22 protein-coding genes and 1 other RNA gene are annotated in these 26,435 nt (G+C 65.4%); 15 read left to right on the forward strand and 8 right to left on the reverse strand.

What is annotated here, in order from left to right:
- Positions 1 to 91: 91 nt before the first annotated feature.
- Together FRF71_RS08925 and rnpB are read left to right on the forward strand one after the other, a co-directional pair.
- Positions 92 to 793 carry an N-acetylmuramoyl-L-alanine amidase gene (locus FRF71_RS08925; RefSeq protein ID WP_345336409.1) on the forward strand — a complete coding sequence of 234 codons (702 nt, stop codon included), beginning with the start codon at positions 92 to 94 and terminating at the stop codon, positions 791 to 793.
- 7 nt (positions 794 to 800) lie between these two features.
- Positions 801 to 1,206: RNase P RNA component class A (gene rnpB, locus FRF71_RS08930), an RNA gene on the forward strand.
- Between the two features lie 525 nt (positions 1,207 to 1,731).
- On the opposite strand, the gene FRF71_RS08935 is transcribed toward rnpB, so the two are convergent.
- From FRF71_RS08935 to FRF71_RS08945, 3 genes are all read right to left on the reverse strand, one after another.
- Positions 1,732 to 2,925, reverse strand: a complete 1,194-nt coding sequence (locus tag FRF71_RS08935; protein ID WP_147090326.1) for a serine hydrolase domain-containing protein — start codon at positions 2,923 to 2,925, stop codon at positions 1,732 to 1,734.
- Between the two features lie 76 nt (positions 2,926 to 3,001).
- Positions 3,002 to 4,312, reverse strand: coding sequence for a UDP-glucose dehydrogenase family protein (locus FRF71_RS08940; RefSeq protein ID WP_147090327.1), 1,311 nt, complete (start codon positions 4,310 to 4,312; stop codon positions 3,002 to 3,004).
- Between the two features lie 3 nt (positions 4,313 to 4,315).
- Complete coding sequence (locus FRF71_RS08945) at positions 4,316 to 5,110, reverse strand: metallophosphoesterase (RefSeq protein WP_147090328.1); 795 nt, start codon at positions 5,108 to 5,110, stop codon at positions 4,316 to 4,318.
- 231 nt (positions 5,111 to 5,341) lie between these two features.
- Between FRF71_RS08945 and FRF71_RS08950 the strand changes: the two genes are divergently transcribed.
- Positions 5,342 to 6,097, forward strand: coding sequence for a TorF family putative porin (locus FRF71_RS08950; protein ID WP_147090329.1), 756 nt, complete (start codon positions 5,342 to 5,344; stop codon positions 6,095 to 6,097).
- Positions 6,098 to 6,339: 242 nt separating this feature from the next.
- Here FRF71_RS08950 and FRF71_RS08955 read toward each other — a convergent pair whose 3' ends face one another.
- Positions 6,340 to 7,095: an SIMPL domain-containing protein gene (locus tag FRF71_RS08955; protein WP_147090330.1), complete on the reverse strand. Its 756-nt coding sequence runs from the start codon at positions 7,093 to 7,095 to the stop codon at positions 6,340 to 6,342.
- A gap of 97 nt (positions 7,096 to 7,192) precedes the next feature.
- Between FRF71_RS08955 and FRF71_RS08960 the strand changes: the two genes are divergently transcribed.
- Positions 7,193 to 7,627 (forward strand): VOC family protein, encoded by a 435-nt coding sequence (locus tag FRF71_RS08960; protein ID WP_147090331.1) that lies wholly within the window; start codon positions 7,193 to 7,195, stop codon positions 7,625 to 7,627.
- Positions 7,628 to 7,630: 3 nt separating this feature from the next.
- Here FRF71_RS08960 and nhaA read toward each other — a convergent pair whose 3' ends face one another.
- Positions 7,631 to 8,806, reverse strand: a complete 1,176-nt coding sequence (nhaA, locus tag FRF71_RS08965; protein ID WP_147090332.1) for a Na+/H+ antiporter NhaA — start codon at positions 8,804 to 8,806, stop codon at positions 7,631 to 7,633.
- Positions 8,807 to 8,905: 99 nt separating this feature from the next.
- On the opposite strand from nhaA, the gene FRF71_RS08970 reads away from it, so the two are divergent.
- The 5 genes from FRF71_RS08970 to FRF71_RS08990 all read left to right on the forward strand — a co-directional run bounded on the left by FRF71_RS08970 (position 8,906) and on the right by FRF71_RS08990 (position 15,016).
- The gene (locus tag FRF71_RS08970) at positions 8,906 to 10,324 is read left to right on the forward strand and encodes a glycosyl transferase family protein (RefSeq protein WP_147090333.1); all 1,419 of its coding nucleotides are present in this window, start codon (positions 8,906 to 8,908) and stop codon (positions 10,322 to 10,324) included.
- A complete protein-coding gene (locus FRF71_RS08975) occupies positions 10,321 to 11,472 on the forward strand; it encodes a hypothetical protein (protein ID WP_147090334.1) in 1,152 nt (383 codons plus the stop codon). The genes FRF71_RS08970 and FRF71_RS08975 overlap by 4 nt, the downstream gene beginning before the upstream one ends.
- Positions 11,473 to 11,522: 50 nt before the next feature.
- A complete protein-coding gene (locus tag FRF71_RS08980; RefSeq protein ID WP_147090335.1) occupies positions 11,523 to 12,437 on the forward strand; it encodes a sulfite exporter TauE/SafE family protein in 915 nt (304 codons plus the stop codon).
- A gap of 71 nt (positions 12,438 to 12,508) precedes the next feature.
- The gene (locus FRF71_RS08985) at positions 12,509 to 13,264 is read left to right on the forward strand and encodes a TIGR02186 family protein (RefSeq protein WP_238339158.1); all 756 of its coding nucleotides are present in this window, start codon (positions 12,509 to 12,511) and stop codon (positions 13,262 to 13,264) included.
- 141 nt (positions 13,265 to 13,405) lie between these two features.
- The gene (locus FRF71_RS08990) at positions 13,406 to 15,016 is read left to right on the forward strand and encodes an ATP-binding protein (protein WP_420359399.1); all 1,611 of its coding nucleotides are present in this window, start codon (positions 13,406 to 13,408) and stop codon (positions 15,014 to 15,016) included.
- A gap of 44 nt (positions 15,017 to 15,060) precedes the next feature.
- On the opposite strand, the gene FRF71_RS08995 is transcribed toward FRF71_RS08990, so the two are convergent.
- From FRF71_RS08995 to FRF71_RS09005, 3 genes are all read right to left on the reverse strand, one after another.
- Entirely contained in the window at positions 15,061 to 16,479 is a 1,419-nt protein-coding gene (locus tag FRF71_RS08995) for an MATE family efflux transporter (RefSeq protein ID WP_147090338.1), read from the reverse strand.
- Positions 16,476 to 17,207 (reverse strand): 7-carboxy-7-deazaguanine synthase QueE, encoded by a 732-nt coding sequence (locus FRF71_RS09000; protein WP_147090339.1) that lies wholly within the window; start codon positions 17,205 to 17,207, stop codon positions 16,476 to 16,478. Before FRF71_RS09000 ends, FRF71_RS08995 begins: the two co-directional genes overlap by 4 nt.
- Before the next feature lie 227 nt (positions 17,208 to 17,434).
- Positions 17,435 to 20,128 (reverse strand): valine--tRNA ligase, encoded by a 2,694-nt coding sequence (locus tag FRF71_RS09005; protein WP_147090340.1) that lies wholly within the window; start codon positions 20,126 to 20,128, stop codon positions 17,435 to 17,437.
- 108 nt (positions 20,129 to 20,236) lie between these two features.
- On the opposite strand from FRF71_RS09005, the gene FRF71_RS09010 reads away from it, so the two are divergent.
- The 6 genes from FRF71_RS09010 to FRF71_RS09035 all read left to right on the forward strand — a co-directional run bounded on the left by FRF71_RS09010 (position 20,237) and on the right by FRF71_RS09035 (position 26,402).
- A complete protein-coding gene (locus FRF71_RS09010; protein ID WP_147090341.1) occupies positions 20,237 to 21,349 on the forward strand; it encodes an MlaE family ABC transporter permease in 1,113 nt (370 codons plus the stop codon).
- Between the two features lie 53 nt (positions 21,350 to 21,402).
- Positions 21,403 to 22,239, forward strand: a complete 837-nt coding sequence (locus tag FRF71_RS09015; RefSeq protein ID WP_147091601.1) for an ABC transporter ATP-binding protein — start codon at positions 21,403 to 21,405, stop codon at positions 22,237 to 22,239.
- Positions 22,240 to 22,245: 6 nt separating this feature from the next.
- Positions 22,246 to 23,184: an MlaD family protein gene (locus FRF71_RS09020; RefSeq protein ID WP_147090342.1), complete on the forward strand. Its 939-nt coding sequence runs from the start codon at positions 22,246 to 22,248 to the stop codon at positions 23,182 to 23,184.
- Positions 23,181 to 23,774: an ABC-type transport auxiliary lipoprotein family protein gene (locus tag FRF71_RS09025; RefSeq protein ID WP_147090343.1), complete on the forward strand. Its 594-nt coding sequence runs from the start codon at positions 23,181 to 23,183 to the stop codon at positions 23,772 to 23,774. The genes FRF71_RS09020 and FRF71_RS09025 overlap by 4 nt, the downstream gene beginning before the upstream one ends.
- Positions 23,775 to 23,813: 39 nt before the next feature.
- Complete coding sequence (locus FRF71_RS09030; RefSeq protein ID WP_147090344.1) at positions 23,814 to 24,179, forward strand: hypothetical protein; 366 nt, start codon at positions 23,814 to 23,816, stop codon at positions 24,177 to 24,179.
- Positions 24,180 to 24,308: 129 nt separating this feature from the next.
- Positions 24,309 to 26,402, forward strand: a complete 2,094-nt coding sequence (locus tag FRF71_RS09035; RefSeq protein WP_147090345.1) for a TonB-dependent receptor plug domain-containing protein — start codon at positions 24,309 to 24,311, stop codon at positions 26,400 to 26,402.
- Positions 26,403 to 26,435 lie beyond the last annotated feature (33 nt).

The raw sequence follows: 26,435 nt of genomic DNA on the forward strand, positions 1-26,435 counted from the left end.
GGTTAGGGGTGGGCCCACCCTGCTGCGACTAGGCGGCACGCCGCCAAGTCTCACTACCCCTCCCGCAAGCGGGAGGGGAAAAGGAGTGCAAGTGAGCGAGCTGATCCACTTCGAGACGCCCTCGCCCAACTGGAACGAGCGGCAACTACCCGTCTCGATGGTGGTGCTCCACTATACCGGCATGGAAAGCGCCGAAGCGGCACTGGAACGGCTGTGCAGCGAGGAAGCGGGCGTTTCCGCGCACTACCTGATCGAGGAAGACGGCACGGTCCACCGCCTGGTGCGCGAGGATCGCCGCGCCTGGCACGCCGGCAAAAGCTATTGGCGCGGGATCACCGACGTCAATTCGGCCAGCGTCGGGATCGAGCTGGTCAATCCGGGGCACGAGTTTGGCTATCGTCCGTTCCCCGATGCGCAGATGGAAGCCCTGCTGCCGCTGCTGGCCGAGATCGTCCAGCGCCACGACATTCCCCGCGCCAACGTGGTCGGCCATTCCGATGTCGCCCCGGCGCGCAAGGAGGATCCGGGCGAACTGTTCGATTGGGACCTCCTCGCCGCGCACCGCCTGGCGCTCAAGACCCCGCGGGTGTCGATGCCTTCACCGTTCGAGAATGACGGGGCCTTCTTCCTGGCGCTCGAACGCTGGGGCTATGACATCTCCGACCAGACGGCCGCTTGCCGCGCCTTCCAGCGCCGCTGGCGCCCGCATATCATCGATGGGCAGGTCGATGGGGAATGTTCGGCGATGCTGTTCTCTTTGTTGTTGGATCGCGACAGCGGAAAGACTAGATAAACACCCGCCAGGGGGCCGGGCAGCCGCGGGGTTCGCAAGAACCGCGAGGAAAGTCCGGGCTCCACGAAACAAGGGTGGCGGGTAACGCCCGCCGGGCGAGTTGCTTGCAGCGAAGCCCAGGGAAAGTGCCACAGAGAGCAGACCGCCTCATTCATGAGGTAAGGGTGAAAGGGTGCGGTAAGAGCGCACCGGGGGCCTGGTAACAGGCACCGCACGGCAAACCCCACCCGGAGCAAGACCGAATAGGGGCGGCGCGCACTTCGGTGCAGGTCAGTTTCGGACCCGACCGCCCGGGTTGGTTGCTTGAGCCTGGTGGCGACACCAGGCCTAGAGGAATGGCTGCCAGTGCGGATACGGTCTCTTGTGGGATACCGTCCGCGCTACAGAACCCGGCTTACAGGCCCCCTGGCAAATCATCTTGACATTTATAACCATATCGGTTATATACGCCGCCGCCAGTAACCACTGGTGCGACGGGTGCGGGCGGTCAGCTGCGCTTATCACCCGCGCGGCCGGCGCGTCCCTCCCAGCAGAGGCGTCTGCGCCCCCACGATGCAGGGAGCAGGCGGCGATCTCCGCCTGCAGAACGCCCGGGGTATGCCCCGGTGAACAGCGGTAAAGGTGCGAGTCCGCCCCGCTTTCGCCCTGCACGAAGGATCGCGCCGACAAGACCCGCGCGCTGCTTGTCAGCCTTTCGCACGAAAGCGCGCCAGCCAAGCCTGTCCGGTTCAGGCACCCCGCGCCGGTCCGCCCGTTCGCGTTCTTCCTCTGGCGTAAGGTCCGGGTTCGCCGCCGGATGAGCTACTCTGCCCAACCAACACCGTCATCCCCGCGCAAGCGGGGACCCATCACGTATCATTGCCGCCGGCGCGCCGGATGCCATCTCAGGAGATGGGTCCCCGCTTGCGCGGGGATGACGAGGAAGGGGAGGGCTGGGTTTACCGCGCCTGCTCCGCATCAATCAGCGCCTGGACCTGCTTGTAGAACGCCTCGCGCGCCTCCGGCTCCGGGCCCTTGGTGGCGCGGGTCCAGTTGGCGTTGGAGGCGATTACCAGGCGCCGCTTGGGATCGATGAAGATGCCCTGGCCGAAGATCCCCTGCGCGGCGACGGCGCCGTCGTCATAGGTCCACCACTGGAAGCCATAGCCATGCCCCGGCTCGCCGATGTCCTTCTGCTTGACGGTGGCCTGGGCGAACCAGTCCGCCGGCACGATCTGCTTGTCGCCCGCCTTGCCATTCGCCAGCACGAACAGGCCGAAGCGGGCATAGTCGCGCGTCGCAGCCTGAATGCAGCAGCCGGCAATCTCGTGCCCGGTCTTGCCCTGCAGCCAGGTGGCCTTGGCTTCCATGCCGGCGGGCTGCCAGACCTTTTCTTGCAGGTATGCTGCCAGCGGCTTCCTGGTGGCCGAGCTGACCAGCACGCCGATCAGGTTGGTTTCGCCGGTGTTGTAATGCCAGACCTCGCCCGGCGGGTGCGCGCGGGGAAGCTTGCGCATGTAGCTGACCGTCGCATCGAGGCCGTCCTCCGGTTCGGCATTGTTGAACTTGGCAACGTCGGCGTTCGGATCCTCATAGTCTTCGTTCCACTGGACGCCCGAACTCATCGTCAGCAGCTGGCGGATCGAAACATCGTCATAGGCCGAACCCTTGAGGCCCGGGATATACTGGCTGACCTTGTCTTCCAGGCTCTTGATATAGCCATCCTGGATCGCCGCGCCGACCAGCGTGGAAGTGAACGACTTGGCGACGGAGAAGCTGGTCCAGCGCCCTTCCGGGCCGAAGCCCAGGCCATATTTCTCGAACCGCACCTTGCCGTCCTGCAGGATCACGATCCCGGCCGAACGCTGCTTGGCCATATAGTCGTCGATGCCGGGGATGGTCAGCGGCTTGCCAGCGGGCAGCGGCAGGGGGGTGGCGGACGGCGCGATCTCGCTTGCGGTCGCCAGCACCGGCAGGCGGTCCATCGCCCGGAAGGCGGCATCGCGCTGATCGAGCTGCCACATCAGCACGTCGCGATTGGTCGGCAGAGCGCCCAGCAGGCCGCGCGTTTCCTGATCGAGGCTGGCATACCATCCGCCGCCCGCCAGCAGCACGGCGCCCAGCGCGCCGAGGGCAATGGTCCGTTTGCGCATCGTGATCTCTCTCCCTGTTATCGCCCGCACCATAGCCAGCGCGCGCGATCAGGAAAGAGGGGGAGCTGAAAAGCGGTCAGGCGCGCCCGACGCTGGAATAGGCAAAGCCCTTGGCGCGGACTTCGGCCGGGTCATAGATGTTGCGCAGGTCAACCAGCACGGGGGCCTTGGCCAGCTTGCGGACCTTGTCCAGATCGAGCGCGCGGAAGGCGTCCCATTCGGTCACGATCACCACGGCATCGGCACCTTCGATCGCGGCATAGGCATTGGGCTGCATCGCGACCTCGGGCATCAGCGGCTTGGCCAGCTCCATCCCTTCGGGGTCATAGGCGGCAACGTTTACCCCGGCATCGGCCAGGGCCATGGCGATGGCGATCGAGGGGCTGTCGCGCATGTCATCGGTGTTGGGTTTGAAGGTCAGACCCAGCATGGCAACCTTCTTGCCGCGCGCGGCGTCGATCCCGCCCAGCGCCTCGATCACCTTGCGGCCCATCGCCCGCTTGCGGCTGTCGTTGACCTTGACCACCGCCTCGACGATTCGGGTCGGGGCCTCATAGTCCTCGGCGGTCTTGAGCAGGGCAAGCGTGTCCTTGGGGAAGCACGAACCGCCATAGCCCGGCCCGGCGTGGAGGAACTTGGACCCGATCCGCCCGTCCATGCCGATTCCGCGGCTGACATCCTGGACATCGGCGCCGACCTTTTCGCACAGGTCGGCCATCTCATTGATGAAGGTGATCTTGACCGCCAGGAAGGCATTGGCGGCGTACTTGATCAGCTCGCTCGAACGCCGGCTGGTGAACAGCAGCGGCGACTTGTTGAGGAACAGCGGGCGATAGACCTCGCTCATCACCTGGCGCGCCCAGTCATCGTCAGTGCCGACCACGATCCGGTCCGGGTGCTTGAAATCGCCGATTGCCGCGCCTTCGCGCAGGAACTCGGGATTGGAGGCAACCGCGATGCGGACCGGGAGGTTCGCTTCCTTGAGGATCCGCTCCACCTCATCACCGGTGCCGACCGGGACAGTCGATTTGGTGACGACCACGGCATCGTTCTTCAGGTTCTGGCCGATCTCCTCGGCCACGGCATAGACATAGGACAGGTCGGCATGGCCATCGCCGCGGCGGCTGGGGGTGCCGACCGCGATGAAGATCGCCGCGGCCCCGGCGATTCCTTCGGCCAGGTCCGTGGTGAACGACAGGCGCCCCGCCTTGACGTTCGATCCGACCAGCTCCGCCAGGCCCGGCTCGTAGATCGGCATCACGCCGGCCCGCAGGCTCTCGATCTTCGCCGGGTCCTTGTCGATGCAGACCACCTCGTGCCCGAAATCGGCAAAGCAGGCGCCCGAAACCAGGCCCACATAGCCCGAGCCGACCATTGCAATCTTCATCGTCTAGTCCTCTGTCCTGACGCGCACCGCGCCATCGCTCGCCTCTGCCGTTAGCAGCCAGCGGGTTGTTCCTTCCAGCCCCAGCGCAGTCAACCGCCCGCTGCTGTAGGCCCCGGTATCGATGCCGATCCGGTTGGTGCGGAAATCGGGCCGGTCCGTAATGGTATGACCGTGGACGACCACGGCTCCGAAATCATCGGCGTGATCGAGAAACGGCTCGCGAATCCAGCGCAGGTCGCCGATCTTCTGGTCGCCCAGGGCAATCCCCGGGCGCACGCCGGCGTGGACGAAGTGATAGTCTCCGATCATCACCTGGTCCTCAAAACCGCTCACGAAATCGATGTCAGCCTGCGGGATTGCTGCCTGTGCCAGTTCAATGACTTCCTCGATCCCGGCGCGGCTATAGGCAGCCGGATCGATCGGATAGGACAGCAGCGTCTCGCGCCCGCCAAAGCGCAGGAAGGGGCCCATCACGCTGGGCTTGCGCAGCGCAGCGAGGAACATCTCCTCGTGATTGCCCATCAGGATCCGGACCGGGCGGCGTTGCTGCCAGTCGCGCGCCCGGCGCAGGACACCGGCACTGTCGGGGCCGCGGTCGATCAGGTCGCCCAGCAGAATCACCGTCGTCGCTGCCGGCCGGCGCGCGGCATCGTCAGCCTCGATCGCCGCGATCAGCGCTTCGAACAGGTCGGCGCGGCCATGGATGTCACCCACGGCATAGACCCGCTGGCCGGCCGGAATCGCGGCGGTGGGGGCCGGCAGGGCGGCCCCAAGGAACTGGCGCAGACGGGAAAACATCAGGACTGCGCCTATAGCCTTGCGGCGCTTAACCGACAATGACGGCGAGGTCCGACCGTTGCCATAAAGGCACACTTGCGGACCGCGTGTAATCTTTGTGTCGCTTTCTTCTTGTGCGCTGCAACAAAGCTGTGCCACCGAGGTCTCGTCCGAACCGAATGCTGCCGAAACGAGTGGCAAGGAGCGGACGCAGGTGGGACGAAGCGACAACAATCGAATAGGAAGATTGCCATGCTCACGTCCGTCCGTAGCCTTCTGGCTGCAACCCTTATCGCTGGCTCTGCTTTTGCAGCCAGCCCGGCTCTGGCCGAAGATACCGATCCGCCTTCGGACTTCACCGTTACTGGCAACGCTGCCATCGTCACCGACTACCGCTTCCGCGGCCTGTCGCTTTCGGGTGGTGATTTTGCGGTCCAGGGCTCGATCAACGTCAACCACTCGTCGGGTCTCTACATCGGCACCTGGGCCTCTAGCCTGGAGCAAGACGCGCTCGACATCTACGGTTCAACCGAAGTTGACGTCTATGCCGGCTGGACCGGCAAGGTCAGCAGCGCGCTGACGGCCGATGTCGGCCTGCTCTATTACGTCTATCCCGGCGGCAGCTTCGGCGATGGTAACGTGTTCGAGCCTTACGCCTCGCTCACCGCCGCGATCGGCCCGGCCAGCGCCAAGTTCGGTCTGAACTATGCCTGGAAGCAGGATTCGCTGGGTGGTGATGACAACCTCTATCTCTACAGCGACTGGTCGCTGGCCGTGCCGAGCACGCCGATCACCGTGACCGCCCATGCCGGTTACACCGACGGCGCGCTTTCGCCCAAGCGGCTGACGCTGTCCGGCACCGGTGGCGGCTGGGACTACAGCCTTGGCGCCAGCGCGACGCTCTACAAGGGCCTGTCGATCGGCGTCGCCTATGTCGGCGTCGATGGGGCTTCGATCAACAGCTTCTCGAACGATGCTGTGGTCGGCACGCTCAAGTACAGCTTCTAACGGTACCCTACGGGGTGAGCAGGGCGGCCCGTTCCGGGAAACCGGGGCGGGCCGTTCTGGCGTTTCAGGCTGTTTCAGCGCGGCTGAAACAGAGCACCGCCGGCCCGCTCCCCCACCCGGCCTCCCATAGGTTACCCTAGGTTAGGGAGGCCGGCCCCATCGGCGGAAATGTCCCCCGGACATTTCCTTGCACCTCGGACGGGAGCGGGCCGGCGGTGCTCCCTCCGCGTCAGCGGAGCAAACTATCTAAGATAGAAATCCACCGTCGTGACGACCCGCACCTTCTTGTACGGCGTGTCCGAAACGCCCCAACCGCCGCCCGAATCGCCATCGCGCGCGGTGACTTCGAAATAGCCCTGGGTCGCGCTCTTGATATTGCCGACACTGGTGCCGCTGTCCTTGGCGAACTGTTCGGCCGAGGCGCGGGCATCCTTGGTGGCAGCGGCCACCATCTCCGGCTTGATCGCGTTGAGCTTGGTATAGGTGAAGGCGATGCCAGACCCTTCCTCCAGCACCACCCCGCGCCGGACCAGTTCGAACTGGCGCCGCACGGCAGCCTGGGCGCGCTTGATGTCGGTGCTGCGCAGCGTCATCCGCTGGCGCACGGTGAACCGCTGAACCCCGTTCTCGCTGAACTGGTTGACGTTGACCCCAGTCGGCTGGAGCTCGCCCGCTGGAAAGCCCAGCTCGCGGAAGAAGGCGCGGATCGATTCCGAATCGCGGTCGACGCTGGCCTGGGCCGTCGCCAGGTCCGGGGCAGAAGCGGAATAGGCGATCGTCCACGTGGCCAGGTCGGCCGTCACCTCGCGCTCGGCCAGGCCGCGTACGGTGACCGAACGGTCCGCATCCTTGGCCCGCACCAGGCCGTTGCCCAGCAGATAGCCGCCCGCGATCAGCCCCAGGGTCAGCACGCCGGCGCTGGCCAACCAGCGGCGGGTGACCGGGTCATGCCAGAAACGGCTGGCGGCGACGGGCAGATCGGCGTTATGATCGGACATGAAGGCTCTCCTGTGCGGGCGAACCCAGCAATGCGCCCCGCAGCCTTTCTCGACGATGAACCGTTCTTTAATAGCGACGAACTGAGTTGGAGTTGCCGTGACCCGTTACCTGCACACCATGATCCGCGTGACCGATCCCGATGCGACGATCGCCTTCTTCGGGCTGATTGGCCTGCACGAAGTGCGGCGCTATTCCAGCGAGCAGGGGCGCTTCACCTTGATCTTCCTGGCTGCGCCCGGACAGGAAGGTCTGGCTGAGATCGAGCTGACCTACAACTGGCCGCCGGAAGGCGGAGCGGGCGAATCCTATACCGGCGGACGCAATTTCGGGCACCTCGCTTATCGGGTCGAGAATATCTACGCCACCTGCCAGGCGCTGCTGGATGCCGGCCATACGATCCACCGCCCGCCACGTGATGGGCACATGGCCTTCGTGAAATCGCCCGACGGCATTTCAGTCGAGCTGCTGCAGGATGGGAATCTGCCGCCGCAGGAGCCCTGGGCTTCGATGCCCAACGTCGGCAGCTGGTAAGCGTTAGCCCCGCTGCGGGGCAAACCGCAGCAGGGTGAAGCCGCACAGCGCCGAAACCAGCGATCCGGCGAGCACGCCCAGCTTGGCCTCGTCGATCAGCGCGGCCTGGCCGGGGAAGGCCAGGGCGCCGATAAACAGGCTCATGGTAAAGCCGATCCCGCACAGCATGGCCATCCCGGCCAGTTGCTGGTGGCTCGCGGGCGGTGGCTCGGCGAGCTTGAACGCCCTGGCCAGCAGGATCGCGCCGAGGATGCCGATTGGCTTGCCCAGCAGCAGCCCCAGGGCAATGCCCAGCGGCAGCGCGCCAAAGCCAGCGCCTCCGGCCAGCTCGACCCCGGCATTGGCAAAACCGAACAGCGGCACCACGAAATAGGCGCTCCACGGCACCAGTGCATGTTCCATCCGCAGCAGCAGGCTGTCGCCCTTGTGGTCAAGCTTCAGCGGGATGGTAAAGGCGGCCAGGACGCCTGCGACCGTGGCATGGACGCCGGAGTGAAGCACGCAGTACCAGGCCGCAATCGCCAGCAGGACATAGGGCCAGCCGCGCTCAACCCGGAACCGGCCGAGCAATGCCATCGCCGCCAGGATCGCCGCCCCGCCGCCCAGCCAGGCGAGCTTGAGCTGCGCGGTGTAGAACAGCGCGATGATCGCCACGGCCCCCAGATCATCGACAATCGCCACGGTCAGCAGGAAGAGCCGCAGGGCCGGCGGGGCGCGCTTGCCCAGCAGCGCCAGGACGCCGACGGCAAAGGCAATGTCGGTCGCCGCGGGGATTGCCCAGCCGCGTGCCAGGCCCGGCTCGCCTCCGGCGACCGCCAGATAGATCAGCGCCGGGACCGCCATGCCGCCGATCGCCGCCAGCACCGGCAAGCGGCGCTGCGCGGGGGTTGAAAGTTCACCCACCAGCAGCTCGCGCTTGATCTCCAGCCCGACGACGAAGAAGAACACCGCCATCACTGCATCGTTGATCCACAGGTGCGCCGTTTCCAGCTTGCGGATCGGCGCCCAAGGCAGCGGCGCGTGGAGCAGCGCATGGTACGCGCCTGACAGCACCGAGTTCGCGGCCAGCATCGCCAGAACGGCGGCCAGGATCAGCAAGAGGCCCGCCCCGGCCTCTCCGCCGAACAGGCGAGTGAGAGCGCGGGCGAGACGCGAGGCGAAATGGCGATTTGCTGGCATGACCCAATCAATCGAACAATCGCGGGCGCGTTGCAAGCATTTCAAAATCTCGTTACAGTTCCGACCTTTGGCGCAGGGGAAGGGCGCTCCAAACAGATTATGACCGGATCGGCAGGCGAAATCGGCTGGGCGCTTGAAGCGCTGCTGCTGGCAGAGCGAGAGCTTCTGCTGTTCGCCGGGTTCTGGATAGCGGTCGGCCTGGCCGATGAACTGGCGGTCGATCTGTCATGGCTGTGGCTTAAGCTGACCGGACGGGCCCGCACCCGTACCTTGCCAGCTGGTTTTGGCAGGGCTCCTTTGGCCGGACCGATCGCCGTGTTCATTCCGGCCTTTGCCGAAAGCGCGGTGATCGGGGTGACGATCCGGCACCTGCTGGGGGTCTGGCCCCAGGCCGCGCTGCGGCTCTATGTCGGGTGCTATCGCAACGATCCCGCCACCCTGGCGGCGGCCGCCGCTGCGGCGAATGGCGATCCGCGGCTGCGGCTGGTGTTGTTGGACGGCGATGGCCCCACGACCAAGGCCCACTGTCTCAACCGGCTCTATGCCGCGCTGCAAGCAGATGAGCAGCGCAGCGCCCAACGGTTTCGGGGAGTGATCATGCACGATGCCGAAGACATGGTGCACCCGGCCGCGCTCCAAGCGATTGACGCGGCGCTGGCAGCGGTCGATTTCGTGCAACTGCCGGTCCGGCCCGTGATGGGTTATGGCAACGGCTGGATCTGCGGGCATTATGCCGACGAATTTGCCGAAAGCCATGCCAAGGCAATGGTGGTGCGCAATGCGCTGGGCCTGGGGCTGCCGGCGGCCGGGGTGGGCTGCGGCCTGTCACGTGCCGCGCTGGAGCGGTTGGCCGAAAGCCAGCAGGAGCATGGCGTTGCCGGGCCGTTTTCGCCCGATGCCCTGACCGAGGACTATGAGTTTGGCCTCGCCTTGTCGAAAGGCGGGCGGGGCAGCGCCTTTCTGCGGTTGCGCGCGGCCGATGGCAGCCTGGTCGCCACGGGCAGCTGCTTTCCCGAAACGCTGGCTAAGGCGGTGCGGCAGAAGACGCGCTGGATCCATGGTATTGCGTTCCAGGGCTGGGACCGGATCGGCTGGAGCACAAATCCGCTGGAATGCTGGATGGCGCTGCGCGATCGGCGCGGGCCGATGACCGCGCTGGTTCTGGCCGCTGCCTATGCGCTGTTCGCGCTCGATGCGCTACTGGTCCTGGCCCAGGTTGCGCAGCTGGCGCCCGGCGTGCCGTTGACCCCGGTGCACCGCGCCCTCTTGGGCCTGGGCCTGGCCGGACTGGTCTGGCGGGCGCTGTTCAAGGCGTGGTTTGTCGGTCGCGAATATGGCTGGGGTGAAGGTCTGCGCGCCGTGCTGCGAATTCCGCTTGGCAATGTCATTGCGATAATGGCCGGACGCCGCGCGTTGTTGGGCTATGCCCGCAGCCTGGGCGGCGCACCGGTGACCTGGGACAAGACCGAGCATGTGGCCCACCCCGCCGCCAGACCCATGCGGGAAGCAGCGGTATGAACCGCCCGCGCACCCGTCGCGGCGAACCGCTGATCGCGCTCGGCGCCGTGCTGCTCGCCTGGGTTGGCCTGCGGGTCGCCCTGTGGGAGGAGATCACATTGCCAGCCTTGCCCGCGCCGGTGGCACAAGCGGATACCAAGGTAGCGCCGCCCTTCGTCCCGCGCGTAAATCCGGCCACACCGGCCCTGGCGGCACCGATCCCCTCGACGGTCCGCGCCTTGCCAGCCGCGCTATCGCCATTGGCGCCGCCCCCGACCCTGATCGCCCGCCCGGTTTCGCCAGCCGCCGCGCCAGGCCTGCCACCGGGTTTCGCGCCGGTCAGCGGGGCTGACCAGACCGCCCGGGTGGCCGCAGCGCATCAGTTGGCGTGGATGGCGGGCGTGGCGCAATTGCCATTGCCGCAGTTCGTGGTGGAGCGGATGAATGCCCGCGAGCAAGGCGCGGGCCTGGTGCCCGCCGAAGCGCGCGAGGCGCGGGGTGGTCCGCTGTCAACCAAGCGCTGGTCAGTCGATGGCTGGCTGCTGCTGCGCGAAGGCGGGGTGACGACCACGGCCGCCGGCCTGCCATCGCCCTCCTACGGGGCCAGCCAGACTGGCGCAGTGATCCGCTATCGCATCACTCCGGGCAGCGCGCATCGTCCGGCGCTGTACCTGCGCGCGACCAGCGCCGTGCAAGCCCCGCGCGGTGAGGAACTGGCATTGGGGCTCGCGGCCCGGCCCGCGGCGCGCATACCGATTGCGTTTCAGGCCGAACTGCGCGCGACCCAGCAGGTCAGCGGCACGATCTGGCGACCGGCCGTGGCCGCTGTGACTGAGCTGCCACGGTTCGAACTCCCGGCGGGGCTATCAGGTGAGGTCTATGCCCAGGCCGGCTATGTCGGCGGGCCGGGGAAAACCGCCTTCGTCGATGGGCAATTGCGGATCGAGCGCCGCCTGGCCCGGCTCAGGCGCGGGGAGCTGCGGGCCGGGCTCGGGGCCTGGGGCGGGGCGCAAAAGGGCGCGAACCGCCTCGACGTCGGCCCTTCGGCGACACTCGATTTCCCGGTCGGTAGCGGCCAGGCGCGCGTCTCGGCTGACTGGCGCTTGCGGGCGGCCGGCAATGCCGCTCCCAAATCGGGCCCCGCAATAACGCTGTCCGCAGGTTTCTAGGGCCTGCCGCCTTTTTTCCGCCGCCTGGCTGGGCTAGCCTTGGCCGACAGATGGACGTCTACCTTCCCATTGCCAATCTGGCGGTCAACGGCCTGGTCATTGTCGCGCTTGGCGCACTGACCGGGATTCTGTCCGGCATGTTCGGGGTGGGCGGCGGATTCCTGACCACGCCGCTGATGATCTTCTATGGCATCCCGCCCACGGTCGCCGCTGCCTCTGCCGCCAGCCAGGTAACGGGAGCTTCGGTCTCAGGTGTGTTCGCCCACGCCCGGCGTGGCGGGGTCGATTACCACATGGGCGGCGTGATGGTGGCGGGCGGGGTGATTGGCACCGGCATCGGGGCGATGCTGTTCCGGATCCTGCAGCAATGGGGCCAGATCGATATTGTCATCAACCTGCTCTACGTCGGGCTGCTCGGCACGATCGGCACGCTGATGGCGCGGGAAAGCTGGCAGGCGGTCAAGGCCCAGCGCACGGGCGTGCCGCTGCCGGCGCGCAAACGGCGTCACCATCCGATGGTTGCCAACCTGCCGCTGCGCTGGCGGTTCTACCGCTCGGGCCTGTACATCTCGCCGCTCGCACCGCTGCTGCTGGGCGTGTTCACCGGGATCCTGACCATGCTGATGGGCATCGGCGGCGGCTTCGTGCTGGTTCCGGCGATGCTCTACATCCTGGGGATGAGTGCCAACGTCGTGGTCGGCACCTCGCTGTTCCAGATCCTGTTCGTCACCATGATCACCACGATGATGCACGCGCTGACCACCAAGGCGGTTGATATCGTCCTTGCAGTCCTGCTGCTGATCGGTTCGGTCTCCGGCGCGCAGATCGGCTCGCAGCTTGCACAAAAGCTGCCGGCCGAGCGGCTCCGGTTCGTCCTTGCCGCGGTTGTCCTCCTCGTCGCGCTGCGCATGCTGATCGGCCTCGCCTGGCAGCCGGACGAGATCTACACGGATAGCCCGCTATGAGGGTGGGTGCTCTCTGGGTGCGCCAACTGCCTCCGCATTTGCATGGCCAAGCCGGATGGCTTGGCCGCAGCTTGCGCAGAACTCTGTTCGCAATCCTCTGCCTGATCCTGCTGGGCGGTGCGCGCGATCCGATCCTGGTGCCCGAGGTTTCGCAGCACGAGATTCAGGTCCGCCAGGGCTTCACCGGCACCGAGCTGCTACTCTACGGCGCGATCCTCACTCCCGAAGGCAGCCGCGCCGGGCAAGACTATGACATCGTTGTGGTGCTCAAGGGGCCGACCAACGCAATTATCCTGCGCGAGAAGCAACGGATCGCCGGGATCTGGGTCAATGCCGCCAGCGCCGAGTTCCGCTCTGCTCCGGCCTTCTTCGCGGTCGCCTCGTCAAAGCCGATCGATCAGATCGTCGACCAGAAGACCGCCGCGATCTATGAACTGGGCCTGCCCTGGCTCCAGCTTTCGCCGATCGGGGCCTTCGATCCCGCCGAGCAGCGCCGCTTTTCTGCCGGTCTGGTCGAACGGCGGGTCCGCGAAGGGCTCTACAAAGAGGACCCGGGCGGCGTGAACGTTAGCGAGCAGGTGCTTTACCAGGCCCGAATCAAGCTGCCATCTTCGGTCCAGACCGGGACCTATACGGCCGAAACCTTTGCGATCAGCAAGGGCCGGGTGGTGGCCTCGGCCGTCGCCAGGGTCGAAGTGCGCAAGGTCGGGTTTGAGCGGCTGGTTGCGCAGTTCGCCGATGACAACAGTTTTCTTTACGGCCTCCTCGCGGTGCTGGTCTCGGTCGGTATGGGGATTGTTGCTGGCCGGCTGTTTGCTCTCGTTTAAGCGATCTTAACCGCCCAAGCCTACGGTCCGCGGTACCAAAGTACAGGGGACCCCACGGGCATGGACGGCTTGCATAACAACGGTTTCGGTCAGCGTGATTTCCAGCCGGAGGCCGAGGCGCCGGCCGCTGCGCCCGCTGCCATGATCGAGAATGGCAGTGAACCGATCGGCATCGTCCTGGAAATCGCCGGTTCGGGCTCGGCCATCGCGCTCGATTTGCAACGTCTGCAAGAATGCACCGAAGATGCCGATCCTTCTGTGGCGCTGGCCGGGCAGGTCGGCAGCCAAGTCAAGATCCGCGTCGGCAAGGGCTGGCTGCTGGCTTCGGTCCGCACCCAGCGGCAGGATGCCAAGACCCCTGGCGGGATCATGGCCCAGATCGACTTTCTGGGCGAGGGCGACGAAGAGCGCCTGACCGGCCGAATCCACTCCTTCCGCCGCGGCGTTACGCGCTACCCGATCCCCGGTGCGCTGATCTATCCGGCCACCAGCAACGATCTCAAGCAGATCTACGCCAGCGATGGCCGCTCGTCGATCCAGGTCGGCACCGTCTTCCCGACCAAGGACATCCGCGCCGGGCTCTATATCGATTCGATGCTGGGCAAGCACTTCGCGCTGCTTGGCTCGACCGGTACCGGCAAGTCGACCAGCGCCGCGCTGATCCTTCACCGGATCTGCGAATCGTCGCCGGAAGGCCACATCGTGATGATCGACCCGCACGGCGAGTATTCCGCCGCGTTCAAGCAGACGGGCATGATCTTTGACGTGTCCAACCTGCAGATGCCCTATTGGCTGATGAACTTTGAAGAGCACTGCGAAGTGTTCCTGACCTCCAGCGGCAATGAGCGGCAAGAGGATATGGACATCCTCGGCAAGTGCCTGCTTGCCGCCCGTGCGAAGAATCGGCTGGCCGAAGGCATGGGCAAGATCACGGTCGACAGCCCGATCCCCTATCTGCTGTCAGACCTGACCAACCTGATCCAGGCGGAGATGGGCAAGCTGGATAAGGCGACTTCCTCGGCACCCTATATGCGGATCAAGAACAAGATCGACGAGCTGAAGGCCGATCCGCGCTTCCAGTTCATGTTCTCGGGGATGCTCGTCGGCGATACGATGGCCGAGTTCATCTCGAAGATCTTCCGCTTGCCGAGCCGCGGCAAACCCATCTCGATCATCGACGTTTCGGGCGTCCCCTCGGACATCACGTCCACTGTCGTCGCCGTGCTCAGCCGGATGGTCTTTGACTTCGCGATCTGGGCCCGTGACGAAAAGACCCGCCCGGTCCTGCTCATCTGCGAGGAAGCCCACCGCTACGTCCCCAACGAGAAAAACGCCGATGGCTCCTCGGTTGGCCGGATCCTGGGCCGCATCGCCAAGGAAGGCCGTAAGTATGGCGTCAGCCTGGGTCTGATCACCCAGCGCCCATCGGACCTGGCCGAAGGCGTACTCTCGCAGTGCGGCACGATCATCTCGATGCGCCTCAACAACGATCGCGACCAGGCCTTCGTCAAGGCCGCCATGCCCGAAGGCGCGCGCGGCTTCCTCGATTCGATCCCGGCGCTCCGCAACCGCGAATGCATCATCTGCGGCGAGGGCGTCTCGATCCCGATCCGCGTCTCCTTCGATGAGCTCGAGGAAATGAAGCGCCCGGCCTCGGCCGACCCTTCGATCAGCGAACTGTGGCGCGATGCCGGCGGCGAAGAGGAAATGGTCCTCCGCACCGTCCAGCGCTGGCGCGCGCAGGGACGCTAGTTGGCTAGTGCGGACAGGCCATCCGGGCCGGTGTTGCTAGCCAATCACGGATGTGATTGGCGCTCCAAACCAGCAACCCGCGCCTGCAGGCTTTTGCGCCAGGGCAGGCGGAAATAGACCAGCAGCGTCAAGCCCAACGACGTGATCGAGCTGATCACGAACGAATACCACAGCGCATCCGCCCCCAGCAGCGGATAGAGCAGGTAATAGGCGCTCAGCCGCACCACATACATCGATACAAAGAGCACCAGCAGCGCCGCATAGTTCGCCCCGAAGGCGCGCAGCGGGCCGAACAGCACGATCGTCACCCCGAAGGGCAGGTAGGTCCAGATCGCCAGGTCCTGGATATGCACTGCCGCATCAACCGAGGGGCTGCCGGCCCCCAACAGCAGCTCCAGCACGGGCCGGTCGAACGGCACCAGCGCGGCGATCAGCAGCCCGGTCATGGCAAGATTGGTCAGGCTTCCGGCCAGGCTGATCGCATCGACCCGGTCCTCGCGCCCCGCGCCGATGTGCTGGGCGATCATCGCGCTGACCGCGCCGCCGATCGCCATGGCCGGCATGCCGATATAGTTCCAGATCTGCAGCAGCGCGCCATAGGCGGCAGCGGTGACCAGCCCCTCGCGGTTGACCAGCCCGATCATGATCACCCCGGCGCCCGAGATGACCAGCATCTGCGCGCCCATCGGCAAACCGCGCGAAAGCAGATAGCGGCTTTCCTCCCAGCGCGGCTTCAGCCAGGCGAGCTCCGCCCCGCGCAGCCGCAGCGGCAGATCCTTGGCATAGATCCACACCAGCATTGCGCCAAAGCCGATGGTCGTCGCGATCACCGTCGCCCAGGCCGACCCGGCAATGCCGAGTGCCGGGGCAGGGCCAAGGCCCAGGATCAGAATCGGGTTGAGCACCACGTCGAGCAGCGTTGCCAGGATCATGAAGCGCAGCGGGGTCGCCGCATCGCCGGATCCGCGCAGGCCCATCGCGATCATCGTGGTGATCGTGGCGATCGGATTGGCGATGAATACCACGCGCAGGTAAGCCAGCGCCTGGTCATGCGCCGCACCGGGCGTGGCCAGCAGGTCCAGCACCTTGTCGGCAAACACGATGCCCAGCGTTGCCATGACGAGCGAGATCATTCCCGTCAGCCCCAGCGCAGAACCCAGCACGCGCCGGGCGGAGATCACGTCATTGGCGCCCCAGGACTGGCCGATCCGCACCGTCGCCGCCATGCCGAAGCCAAAGACCAGCGCGAACAGCAGGAACATCAGGATGTTCGAATTTGCGGTCGCCGCCAGTGCCTCGTCGCCGAGCAGTTGCCCGACCCAGACCGCGTTGATCGAACCGTTGAGGCTTTGCAGCACATTGCCGACCAGCTGCGGCAGGGCAAAGACCAACAAGGTCCGGGTCAACGGCCCCTGCGTCAGATTGCCCTTCAGAGGACCGGTCCCGGGGCCAGCATCGCTCATGTCCCGCGGGTATCACCATAGAGGTGGATATGCATCCGGTCTGAAAGACGTAGCCCGTGTTGCAGTGCCAGCGGGGCCAGCCAGCGTTCCCGTTCGCGCAGGGTGGCGCTGTCGGTCCCCTCGGGCATGACGAAGGTCCGCTCACGCGGCAGGCGGTGAGTTTCGATCAGATCCAGCACCTCGGCAACGTCATCGGGCGTGGCCACGACAAACTTAAACCAGACTTGAGGTTTCTGAATCCACTCCGCAAAGCGTTCGGGAATCTGTGCAGAGTCAACGGGATTCCCCGAATGCTTCAGTTTCGGGCTGACATTGTACTGGCTGACCAAGGGATCGAGTGCGGGGTGCGGGGCGACCGTGCCATTGGTCTCGATCTCCACGCTCATCCCTTCCAGCAGCGTCACCATCCGCGCCAAAGCCGTACCTTGCAGCAGCGGTTCCCCGCCGGTGATCACCAGTCGGTCCTGCCCCAGCGCCATGATCCGTGCGGCGACATCGGCCTCGTCCAGCACCACCTGGTTGGCCTTGCGCTCAAAGGCCAGCCCATCGCGGTGCGGGCGGTTATCGCCCTCGAACCGCCAGGTATAGGCGGTGTCGCACCAGGTGCAGGCCAGGTTGCAGCGCGACAGCCGCACAAAGGCCACCGGCCGCCCGATGCTCGGCCCTTCGCCCTGAAGCGAAGCGAAGATCTCCGGTTCTCCCGGCGTGGTGGTGGCAAGGGTCAGCATGGCGCAGCGTCCTTGGCAGATTTGCGCGCGGTAGGACAGTGGGACATCCTTCCCCCTTGATGGGGGAAGGATGCGAAGACTTGGCGGCGCGCCGCCTAGTCGCAGCTGGATGGGGGTGAGCGGGCGGGGCGGGCGCTCAGACCGCGACCTCACCCCCACCCAACCTGCGCTAGGCGCTGGCGCGCCAAGCTGCGGTAACCCTCCCCCATCGAGGGGGAGGGGCAATGTTACCCCAACCGTGCCAAGGCCGCGGCCAGCCGTTCGGCTTCGGCCTGGTGCATGGCGTGGTCGGCGCGGGCCTTTTCGACCGCTTCAGGCTTGGCCTTTTCGACGAAGGCCGGGTTGGACAGGCGGCCTTCGAGGCTCTTGGCTTCCTTGGCCGAGACTTCCAGCGCCTTGGCCAGGCGGGCCTTCTCGGCGGCAATGTCGATCACGCCTTCGAGTTGCAGAGCAATTGTTGTGTCCGCAACAATCACTTGCATGGTGTTGCTTTGGCCGAGCTGATCGGCTGGCAGATCTGACCACTCAATTCTCGCGAGACGACTAATTGCTGGCCAGTTTGCCTTGATCCGCTGCATCGTGATTTCGCTACTGGGCACTACCCAACATTCCATGCGGGTTCCCGGTGGCACATTCATTTCTGTGCGGGTTGAGCGCACGTTTCGAACTGCTTCGATTACCAGCTCGATTTGAGCTTTAGCCTCAGCATCGACGCTCGCGCCCGGTTCCGGCCACTGGGCGGTGATCAGCGGATAATCCGGCCGGTCCGCCAGCTTCGACCACAGCTCTTCGGTCACGAAAGGCATGAACGGATGGAGCATGACCAGGATCTGGTCGAGCACCCAGCCGGCCACAGCCTTGGTCTCAGCGTCAAAGTTGCCCTTGATCAGTTCGATGTACCAGTCGCAGAACTGGTCCCAGACGAAGTGATAGACTGCATTGGCCGCAGCATCGAAACGCAGGTCGGCCATCGCCTTGTCGAGCTCGGCCACGGTCTCGACGACTTCGCCGATGATCCACTTGTTGACCGCCGATGTTGCTACCGGGGCGGCCAGCGAAGTGCTGCCGCCGATGCCATTGCTCTGGCAGAACCGCGCCGCGTTCCACAGCTTGGTCGCGAAGTTGCGGTAACCTTCGACCCGCTTCTCATCCATCTTGATGTCGCGGCCCTGGCTTTCCATCGCCGCCATGAAGAAGCGCAGCGCATCGGCGCCGTACTGGTCGATCAGGCCCAGCGGATCGACCACGTTGCCCTTGGACTTCGACATCTTCTGCCCGTCCGGCGCGCGGACCAGGCCGTGCAGGTAAAGCCGCTTCCACGGGTCCTGCCCGGTCATCGCCTGGCCCATCATCATCATCCGCGCATCCCAGAAGAACAGGATGTCGAAGCCGGAGATCAGCAGGTCGTTGGGATAGTGCTTGGCCAGCAGCGGGGCATCCGCCTCCGGCCAGCCGAGCGTGGCGAAGGGCCACAGCGCTGATGAGAACCAGGTGTCGAGGACGTCTTCGTCGCGGGTCAGCGGCTTGCCACCGGCCAGCGCCTGCGCTTCTTCCTCGGTCTCGGCCACGAAGGCATTGCCATCGGCATCGAACCAGGCCGGAATCTGGTGCCCCCACCACAGCTGGCGGGAAACGCACCACGGCTGGATGTTTTCCATCCAGTTGAAGAAGGTCTTTTCCCAGGTCTTGGGCACGATCTCGACCGCGCCGGAGCGGACCGCCGCAAGCGGTGCCTTGGCCAGTTCCGCGGCGTTGACGTACCACTGGTCGGTCAGCCACGGCTCGATCGGCACGCCGCCGCGGTCGCCATAGGGCTGTTGGATGGTGCGCGGCTCGGCATCGGCCTCGGTTTCGTTGCCGTCCTTGTCGTTGGTGACGTGCGGGATCAGGCAGCCGGCTTCTTTCATGCGGGCCACCACCAGTTGGCGCGCGACGAAACGGTCGAGGCCGAGGAATTCGTCCGGCACCAGCCCGTCAGCGGTCTGGACCACGCGGGCTTCGGCATCGAACATGTTGAGCATGTCGGCCGGCTTGATCCCGGCGCGCTTGCCCACTTCAAAGTCGTTGAAGTCATGCCCCGGGGTGATCTTGACCACGCCGCTGCCCAGTTCGGGATCGGCGTGCTCGTCCGCCACCACCTTGAACCGGCGGCCGGTGATCGGCTGGAGGATTTCTTTGCCGATCGCGGCCTGGTAGCGCGGATCCTCGGGATGCACCGCCACGGCCATGTCGGCCAGCATCGTTTCGGGCCGGGTCGTCGCTACCTCGACATGGCCGGAGCCATCGGCAAAGGGATAGCGGAAGCGCCAGAAGTGGCCCTTGACTTCGTGCGTCTCGACCTCAAGGTCAGAGATCGCGGTCTTCAGCTTCGGGTCCCAGTTGACCAGCCGCTTGTCGCGGTAGATCAGCCCGCGGTTGTAGAGATCGACGAAGACCTTCACCACCGCGCGGGTGAAGTGCGGGTCCATGGTGAACTGTTCTCTGGACCAGTCCATCGAGCAGCCGAGGCGGCGCAGCTGGCCGGTGATCGCCCCGCCGCTCTCCGCCTTCCACTGCCAGACCTTGTCGACAAACTGCTCGCGCGTGTAATTGGTGCGCTTGTCCTGCCGCTCTTCCAGCTGGCGCTCCACCACCATCTGCGTCGCGATCCCGGCGTGGTCCATGCCGACCACCCACAGCGCATCCTTGCCGCGCAGCCGCTCGTACCGGATCACCACGTCCTGCAGCGTGTTGTCGAGCGCGTGGCCGATGTGGAGGCTGCCGGTGACGTTCGGCGGCGGATTGACGATGGTAAAGGGCTGCGCGCCCGGCCGCTCCGGGCGGAACAGGCCGTTGGTTTCCCAGTGCTCGTACCACTTCGCCTCGATCGCGGCGGGGTCGAAAGTCTTGGGCAGTTCGGAATTGGGCGTTGCATCGGTCATGATGCTGCGGCCTTTGCCAGCGCGGAACCCCATGTGCAAGGCGCGGGAAGCCGCCATTCGGACCGCCTTCCCTTGTCGGCAGGGGATTTTTCCCGCACCATAGGGGCAATGCGCGTCTGGGCCGACCTTTCCCTGGAACAGGATCAAGCCGGCCGGCCGGTCGCGGTGCTATCTGGCCCGCTGACTGTTTCCTCGATCGGGGTGGTCGACCGTGCGCTGCGTGAGCATGATGGCGAAGTTGCAGCGGTCGACATTTCGCGCGTGCCGGAAATCGATACGGTCGGCGCCTGGACCGTCTGGCGCGTGCTGCGCGATTATGATGCGGAGCTGGTCGGGGCGAGCGACCAGGCCGAACGACTGATTGCCGCTGTCAGCAGGTCCAAAGGCCACGGTGAGACCGGCGCCCACCGCCTGCCACTGGTTGAGCGGACCGCGCAAGGCATCGGACACCTCGTGGTCGGCTGGGGGCATGGGACGCTCCAGATCATCAGTTTTCTTGGGGCCGTGCTGGTCGCCGCCTGGGGCATCATCCGCAGCCCGGCACGGATGCGCTGGCTGGCCGTGGTGCGCCAGGCCGAGCTGGTCGGCATCTCTGCCTTGGGCATCATCGGCCTGATGAGCTTTCTGGTCGGCATCGTGATTGCCCAGCAAGGCGCGGTCCAGCTGGAGCAGTTCGGCGCGGAAATGCTGACGGTGAACCTGACCGGACGGATCGCCCTGCGCGAACTGGGCGTGCTGATGACCGCGATCATGGTGGCGGGCCGATCGGGCTCATCCTTTGCTGCGCAGATCGGCACGATGAAGCTGACCGAGGAGATCGACGCGATGCGCACGATCGGCGTCTCGCCGGTTGAGGCGCTGGTGATCCCGCGCATTCTTGCGGCGGTGGTGATGATGCCGCTGCTGGGCTTTTTTGCCGCGCTGGCGGCGATCGTGGGCGGGGCCTTCATCTCGTCCTTCACGCTGGGCATTCCGTTCATGACCTTCCTGCTGCGGGTGCAGGAAGTGGTGCCGATCCACGATGTCTGGGTTGGCCTGGTCAAGGCACCGTTCTTCGGCCTGATCATCGCCATGGCCGGCTGCTACCAGGGCATGCAGGTCAAGGCCAATGCTGAGGAAGTGGGCCTGCGCACCACCATGGCGGTGGTCCAGGCGATCTTCATGGTGATCGTGCTCGACGCGTTCTTCGCCGTGTTCTTCACCGAGGTAGGCTGGGGATGAGCGACGAGCTTGAGGATATCCGCGAAGACGTCGCCGATACCGCGCATAACCGGATGCCGGGGCCGTTTCGCGGCGAGTTTCCGATCGTGGTCGAAGGCGTGCGTAATGCCTTTGGCGAATCCGTCGTTCACGAGGGCCTCAGCCTCAAGGTCCGCCGGGGGGAGATCATCGGCGTGGTTGGCGGCTCGGGCACCGGCAAGTCGGTGCTGATGCGCTCGATCATTGGCCTGCAGGTGCCGACCGAAGGCCGGATCGAGGTGCTGGGCGAAGACATCACCGCCGCCCGCGGCGATGAGGATATCGATATCCGCAGCCGCTGGGGCGTGCTGTTTCAGGGCGGGGCGCTGTTCTCCACCCTGACCGTGGCTGAAAACGTCGAAGTGCCGCTGCGCGAATTCTATCCTGAGATCAGCGACGAGCTGCGGCGCGAGATCGCGCGCTTCAAGGTCGTCCTGTCCGGTCTGCCCGAGGACGCGGCGAACAAGTATCCGGCCGAGCTTTCGGGCGGCATGAAGAAGCGCGCCGGCCTGGCCCGCGCGCTCGCGCTCGATCCCGAACTGCTGTTCCTTGACGAGCCAACAGCCGGCCTCGATCCAATCGGTGCGGCCGCCTTTGATGCTCTGACCAAGGAATTGCAGGATACCCTCGGGCTGACCGTGTTCCTGATCACCCACGATCTCGATACCCTGCATGAGATCTGCGACCGTGTTGCCGTGATTGCCGACAAACGGGTGATTGCGGTCGATACGATCGAGAACCTTCTCAAGCTCGATCACCCGTGGATCCAGGAATACTTCAACGGCCCGCGCGGCCGCGCCGCCCATATGGCGCAGGAGCGAATTGTCCGGACGGACAAGAAGATGGACAAGCCGGCGCAGGCAGGGGATTAGACAGGCATGGAGACGAGAGCCAACTATGTCTGGGTCGGAGCAGTCACGCTGGGGCTGCTCGCTGTGCTCGCGGCCTTCATCATCTGGATCGCGCGCTGGAACGAGACCGACCAGAACGCCTATGACATCTTTTTCAAGCAGTCGGTCGATGGCCTGTCGAAGGGGGCATCGGTTTCCTTTCAGGGCGTGCCGATCGGCCAGATCACGGTAATCGAGCTGTGGCCCAAGGACCCCAGTTTTGTGCGGGTCCGGATCGCCGTCGACAAGCAGGTGCCGATTCTGCAAGGCACGACCGCGACGCTGCAGAGCAGCTTTACCGGGACGTCGAACATCCTGCTCGAAGGGGCCGTGAAGGGGGCGGCGCCAATTGTCGAGAAGGGTCCGGAAGGCGTGCCCGTTATCCCGACCAAACGCGGCGGGCTGGGGGCGCTGCTCAACACCGCCCCGGTATTGCTCGATCGGCTGGCAACCGTATCCGAACGGCTCAACATCGCCCTGTCTGACAAGAACCTCAAGGCGATCGACAATATCGTCGCCAATACCGAGCGGATGACAGGCGGCCTGGCCGATGCTTCACCGCAGGTGACAAAGACGCTGACCGAGCTGCAGGCCACCTTGAAACAGGCCTCGACGACGCTCACCGAGTTTGAGAAGGTTGCCAACAACGCCAACCAGTTCCTGGGCGGTGATGGCCAGGCCCTGGCTCGCGATCTGCGCAGCACGCTGAAATCGGCCAACAATGCGGCGAAGGAGCTGGAAGCAACGCTGGCCAGCGCCCGCCCGGCGACGCAGCGGCTCAACGAGCAGACCCTGCCACAGGCCGAAGCGGCAATGCGCGACCTGCGCGCGACCAGCAAGGCGCTGCGCGACCTGACCGAAAAGATTGACGACGGCGGCGCCGGCGCGCTGCTGGGGGGCAACAAGCTGCCGGAGTACAAGCAATGACCAATCGTCTGCCGGCCGCCTTGCTGACCTTGCCGCTGGCGCTGCTGCTGAGCGGCTGCCTGGGGCTGGGCGGTGCCAAGACGCCGGCCACGCTGATTACGTTAAGCCCAATCCAGGCGCCCGCCGCCGGGACCGGGGCGAGTGGTCAGCAGGGCGATGCGCTGCTGGTGCTGGAGCCCGATGTTGACCGCAAGCTGGCCGTGCTGCGCGTGCCGGTGCGGGTCAATGGTTCAAGCATTGCCTATCTGGCCGATGCCGCCTGGGTTGAACGGCCGGCCCGCCAGTTCCGCAGCCTGCTGGCTGAAACTCTGCGCGCGTCGGGCAAGCGGCTGGTGCTGGAAGACGATGGCACCGCCAGCCAATCGGCACAGCGCATCGGCGGCCGCCTGATCGACATGGGCTATGATGTGGCCGAGCAGTCTGTGGTGGTCCGCTTTGAGGCCGTGCGCAGCGGCCCCGGCGGCCTGGTTCAGACCCGCCGTTTCGAAAGCGTGATCCCTGGCGTCTCGGCCAAGCCCGAGGCGATCGCCCCGGCGCTGAACCGCGCCGCCAACGCCGTTGCGGCTGACGTCGCTGCCTGGGTCGGTTGATCGGCTGGCGTTCAGCTTTGGCGCGCTAAACCTGTTTCCATGAAGCTTTACCTGCTCCCGCTCGCCCTGCTGGCCGCGCCGCTGTCTGCTCAGGCCAATGCTCCCACGCTGTCGCCCGAACTGCAGACCGGCCTTCGCTGCGCCGCGCTGTTCTCGGTCGTTGCCGCCGAACAGGCACGGATGGGGGCGCGCGACTGGCCGCCGATAACAGCGCGCGGTCGCGAGTTCTTCGTCCGTGTCAGCGCCCGGGCGATGGATGCCGGCAAGCTCGATCGTCCGGCCTTGCAGGCGCTGATGCGCAGTGAAGTTGCCGCAGTGCGCAAGGCTGAAACCCGGGCTGCGCTAAAGGCCCCGTGTCTGGCCATGCTCGATGCGAACATTCCCCCTACCGCTCGTCGGCCGTGATAGCCTGTTCGTCACCGCGACCTTGCCGTTGATCGCCGGTCCTATGTCGCTAGTCGAGGCTCCCTCGCGAGCCAGGCGTATTAATCGCATAGGTCACCCCAACGACTGATAACGGGATGGGGAGTGCCGATGCCACTGCGGCAGATGGTCCGGCCGGCGCTGCTGGCGGGATCGACAATCTTTGCAATGCTTTGCGCACCGGTCTGGGCAGATGAAGCCGATGCCGTGCCGTCGTCCGAAGTCGCTTCCGGGCGGACAGGTGGGCAGGTTTTTGATGCCGAATTCTTCGCCCGTTTTTCGCCGCGCACCGCGCTCGAAATGCTGGGCCAGGTTCCAGGCTTCACCATCCGTGACGATGGTGGCCAGCGCGGGCTGGGGCAGGCCACGGCCAACGTTCTGGTCAACGGCCAGCGCCTGACTGGCAAGAGCGAGGATACATTCACCCAGCTCGGTCGGATCGCTGCCAAGAGCGTGGTGCGGATCGAACTGGTCGATGCCGCCACCCTCGATGTGCCGGGGCTGACCGGGCAGGTTGCCAACGTAATCGTCAAGGCTGACGGGATCAGCGGCAACTTTGCCTACCGTTTCGAAGCGCGCCCGCACTTTACCGATCCGCTGTTCAATCGCTTCGAGACGTCGCTGACCGGCAAGACCGGGCGGCTGGAATACACGGTCGGCCTGTCAAACCTGTCCAGCCGGGGCGGGGCGGGTGGCGAAACGCTGATCGAGCGGCCGGATGGCAGCCTGATCGAACGCCGCGACGATGTGATCACGGCCAATTTCGATCAGCCCAAGCTTTCGCTCGCCGCCAAGATCGATGCCGGCAATGGCACCTTGATCAACCTCAACGGCAGCTATCGCTACTACTGGTTCCGCTTCAAGCTGGACGATGAACGCCAGGTCCCGGGCGGGGTCGATCGCACTCGCCGCTACCGCGAAAAGGAGCGCGGCGGTAACTTCGAGCTGGGCGGCGATCTGGCCTTCAAGCTGGCGGGCGGGCAGCTCAAGCTGATCGGCCTGACGCGCGGCAACAATGGCCCGGCTACCAACACATCGGTGTTCAGCTATGCCGATGGCCGTCCAGACACCGGCGACCGCTATCACCAGCAGCAGGATTTCAGCGAGACCATCGCCCGCGCCGAATATGGTTGGAAGGCGGGCGGGGCTGACTGGCAGATCTCGGCCGAGGCGGCCTACAACAAGCTGGACATTGCCGCAGATCTGGCAACGCTTGACCCCAGCGGGGTCTTTGTCCCGGTACCGTTCCCAGATGGCACCGGCGGCGTGAAGGAAGACCGCTACGAGGGGATCCTCAGTTACAGCCGGCCCTTGTCCAAGAACCTGTCGCTCCAGGCAACGCTGGGCGGCGAATTTTCGCGCTTGTCGCAGACCGGTGGCGTAAACCCGCAGTCGCGCGAATTCTGGCGGCCCAAGGGCTCGGTCGCGCTGGCATGGACACCGGAAAAGGGCCTCGACGTTTCGTTCAAGGCGCGGCGCCGCGTTGGCCAGCTAAACTTCGGCGACTTCCTCGCCCGCGTCTTCCTTAACGATAACAACGCCAATGCCGGCAACGGCGAACTTGTCCCGCCGCAGAGCTGGGAGTTCGAGCTGGAGACCAAGAAAACCCTGGGAAAATGGGGCAGCACGACGCTGCGGCTCTATGATTATCATATCCAGGACCTGGTCGACATCGTGCCGATCGGCGCGACGGGCGAGAGCCCCGGTAACCTCGATGGCGGGCGGCGCTATGGTCTGGAATGGACCAGCACGATCGAACTGGCACCGCTGGGCATCAAGGGCGCAAAGATCGACCTTTCGGTGAACCTGCAGAAGTCCCGCGTGCGCGATCCGCTGACCGCCCAGTTCCGCCCGATCAGCGAGACCCAGGACCGAGCGATTGAACTGAACTTCCGCCACGACATCCCGAAAAGCGACATCGCCTATGGCTTCAATATCGGGAATTACCACTTCCAGAACTATTACCGGCTGGGCGAGGTCGGGCTGGGGTTCGAAGGGCCAACCTTTGCGGGGGTGTTTGTCGAGCATAAGGACGTGCTGGGACTGACCCTCAGGGCCCAGGCCGGCAACCTGCTCAACGGCCGCAACAAGTTCGATCGGACCGTCTATGCCGGTCGCCGCAACACAGCGCCGGTGCTTTTTACCGAGCACCGCGACCGGTTGATCGGCCCGATCTTCAGCGTTCTGCTGCGCGGCAATTTCTGAGCGCAGCCGCGCCGTTCAGGGTCCCGCAAGGCG

Source organism: Novosphingobium ginsenosidimutans (assembly GCF_007954425.1).
In the GTDB taxonomy this organism is placed as follows: domain Bacteria; phylum Pseudomonadota; class Alphaproteobacteria; order Sphingomonadales; family Sphingomonadaceae; genus Novosphingobium; species Novosphingobium ginsenosidimutans.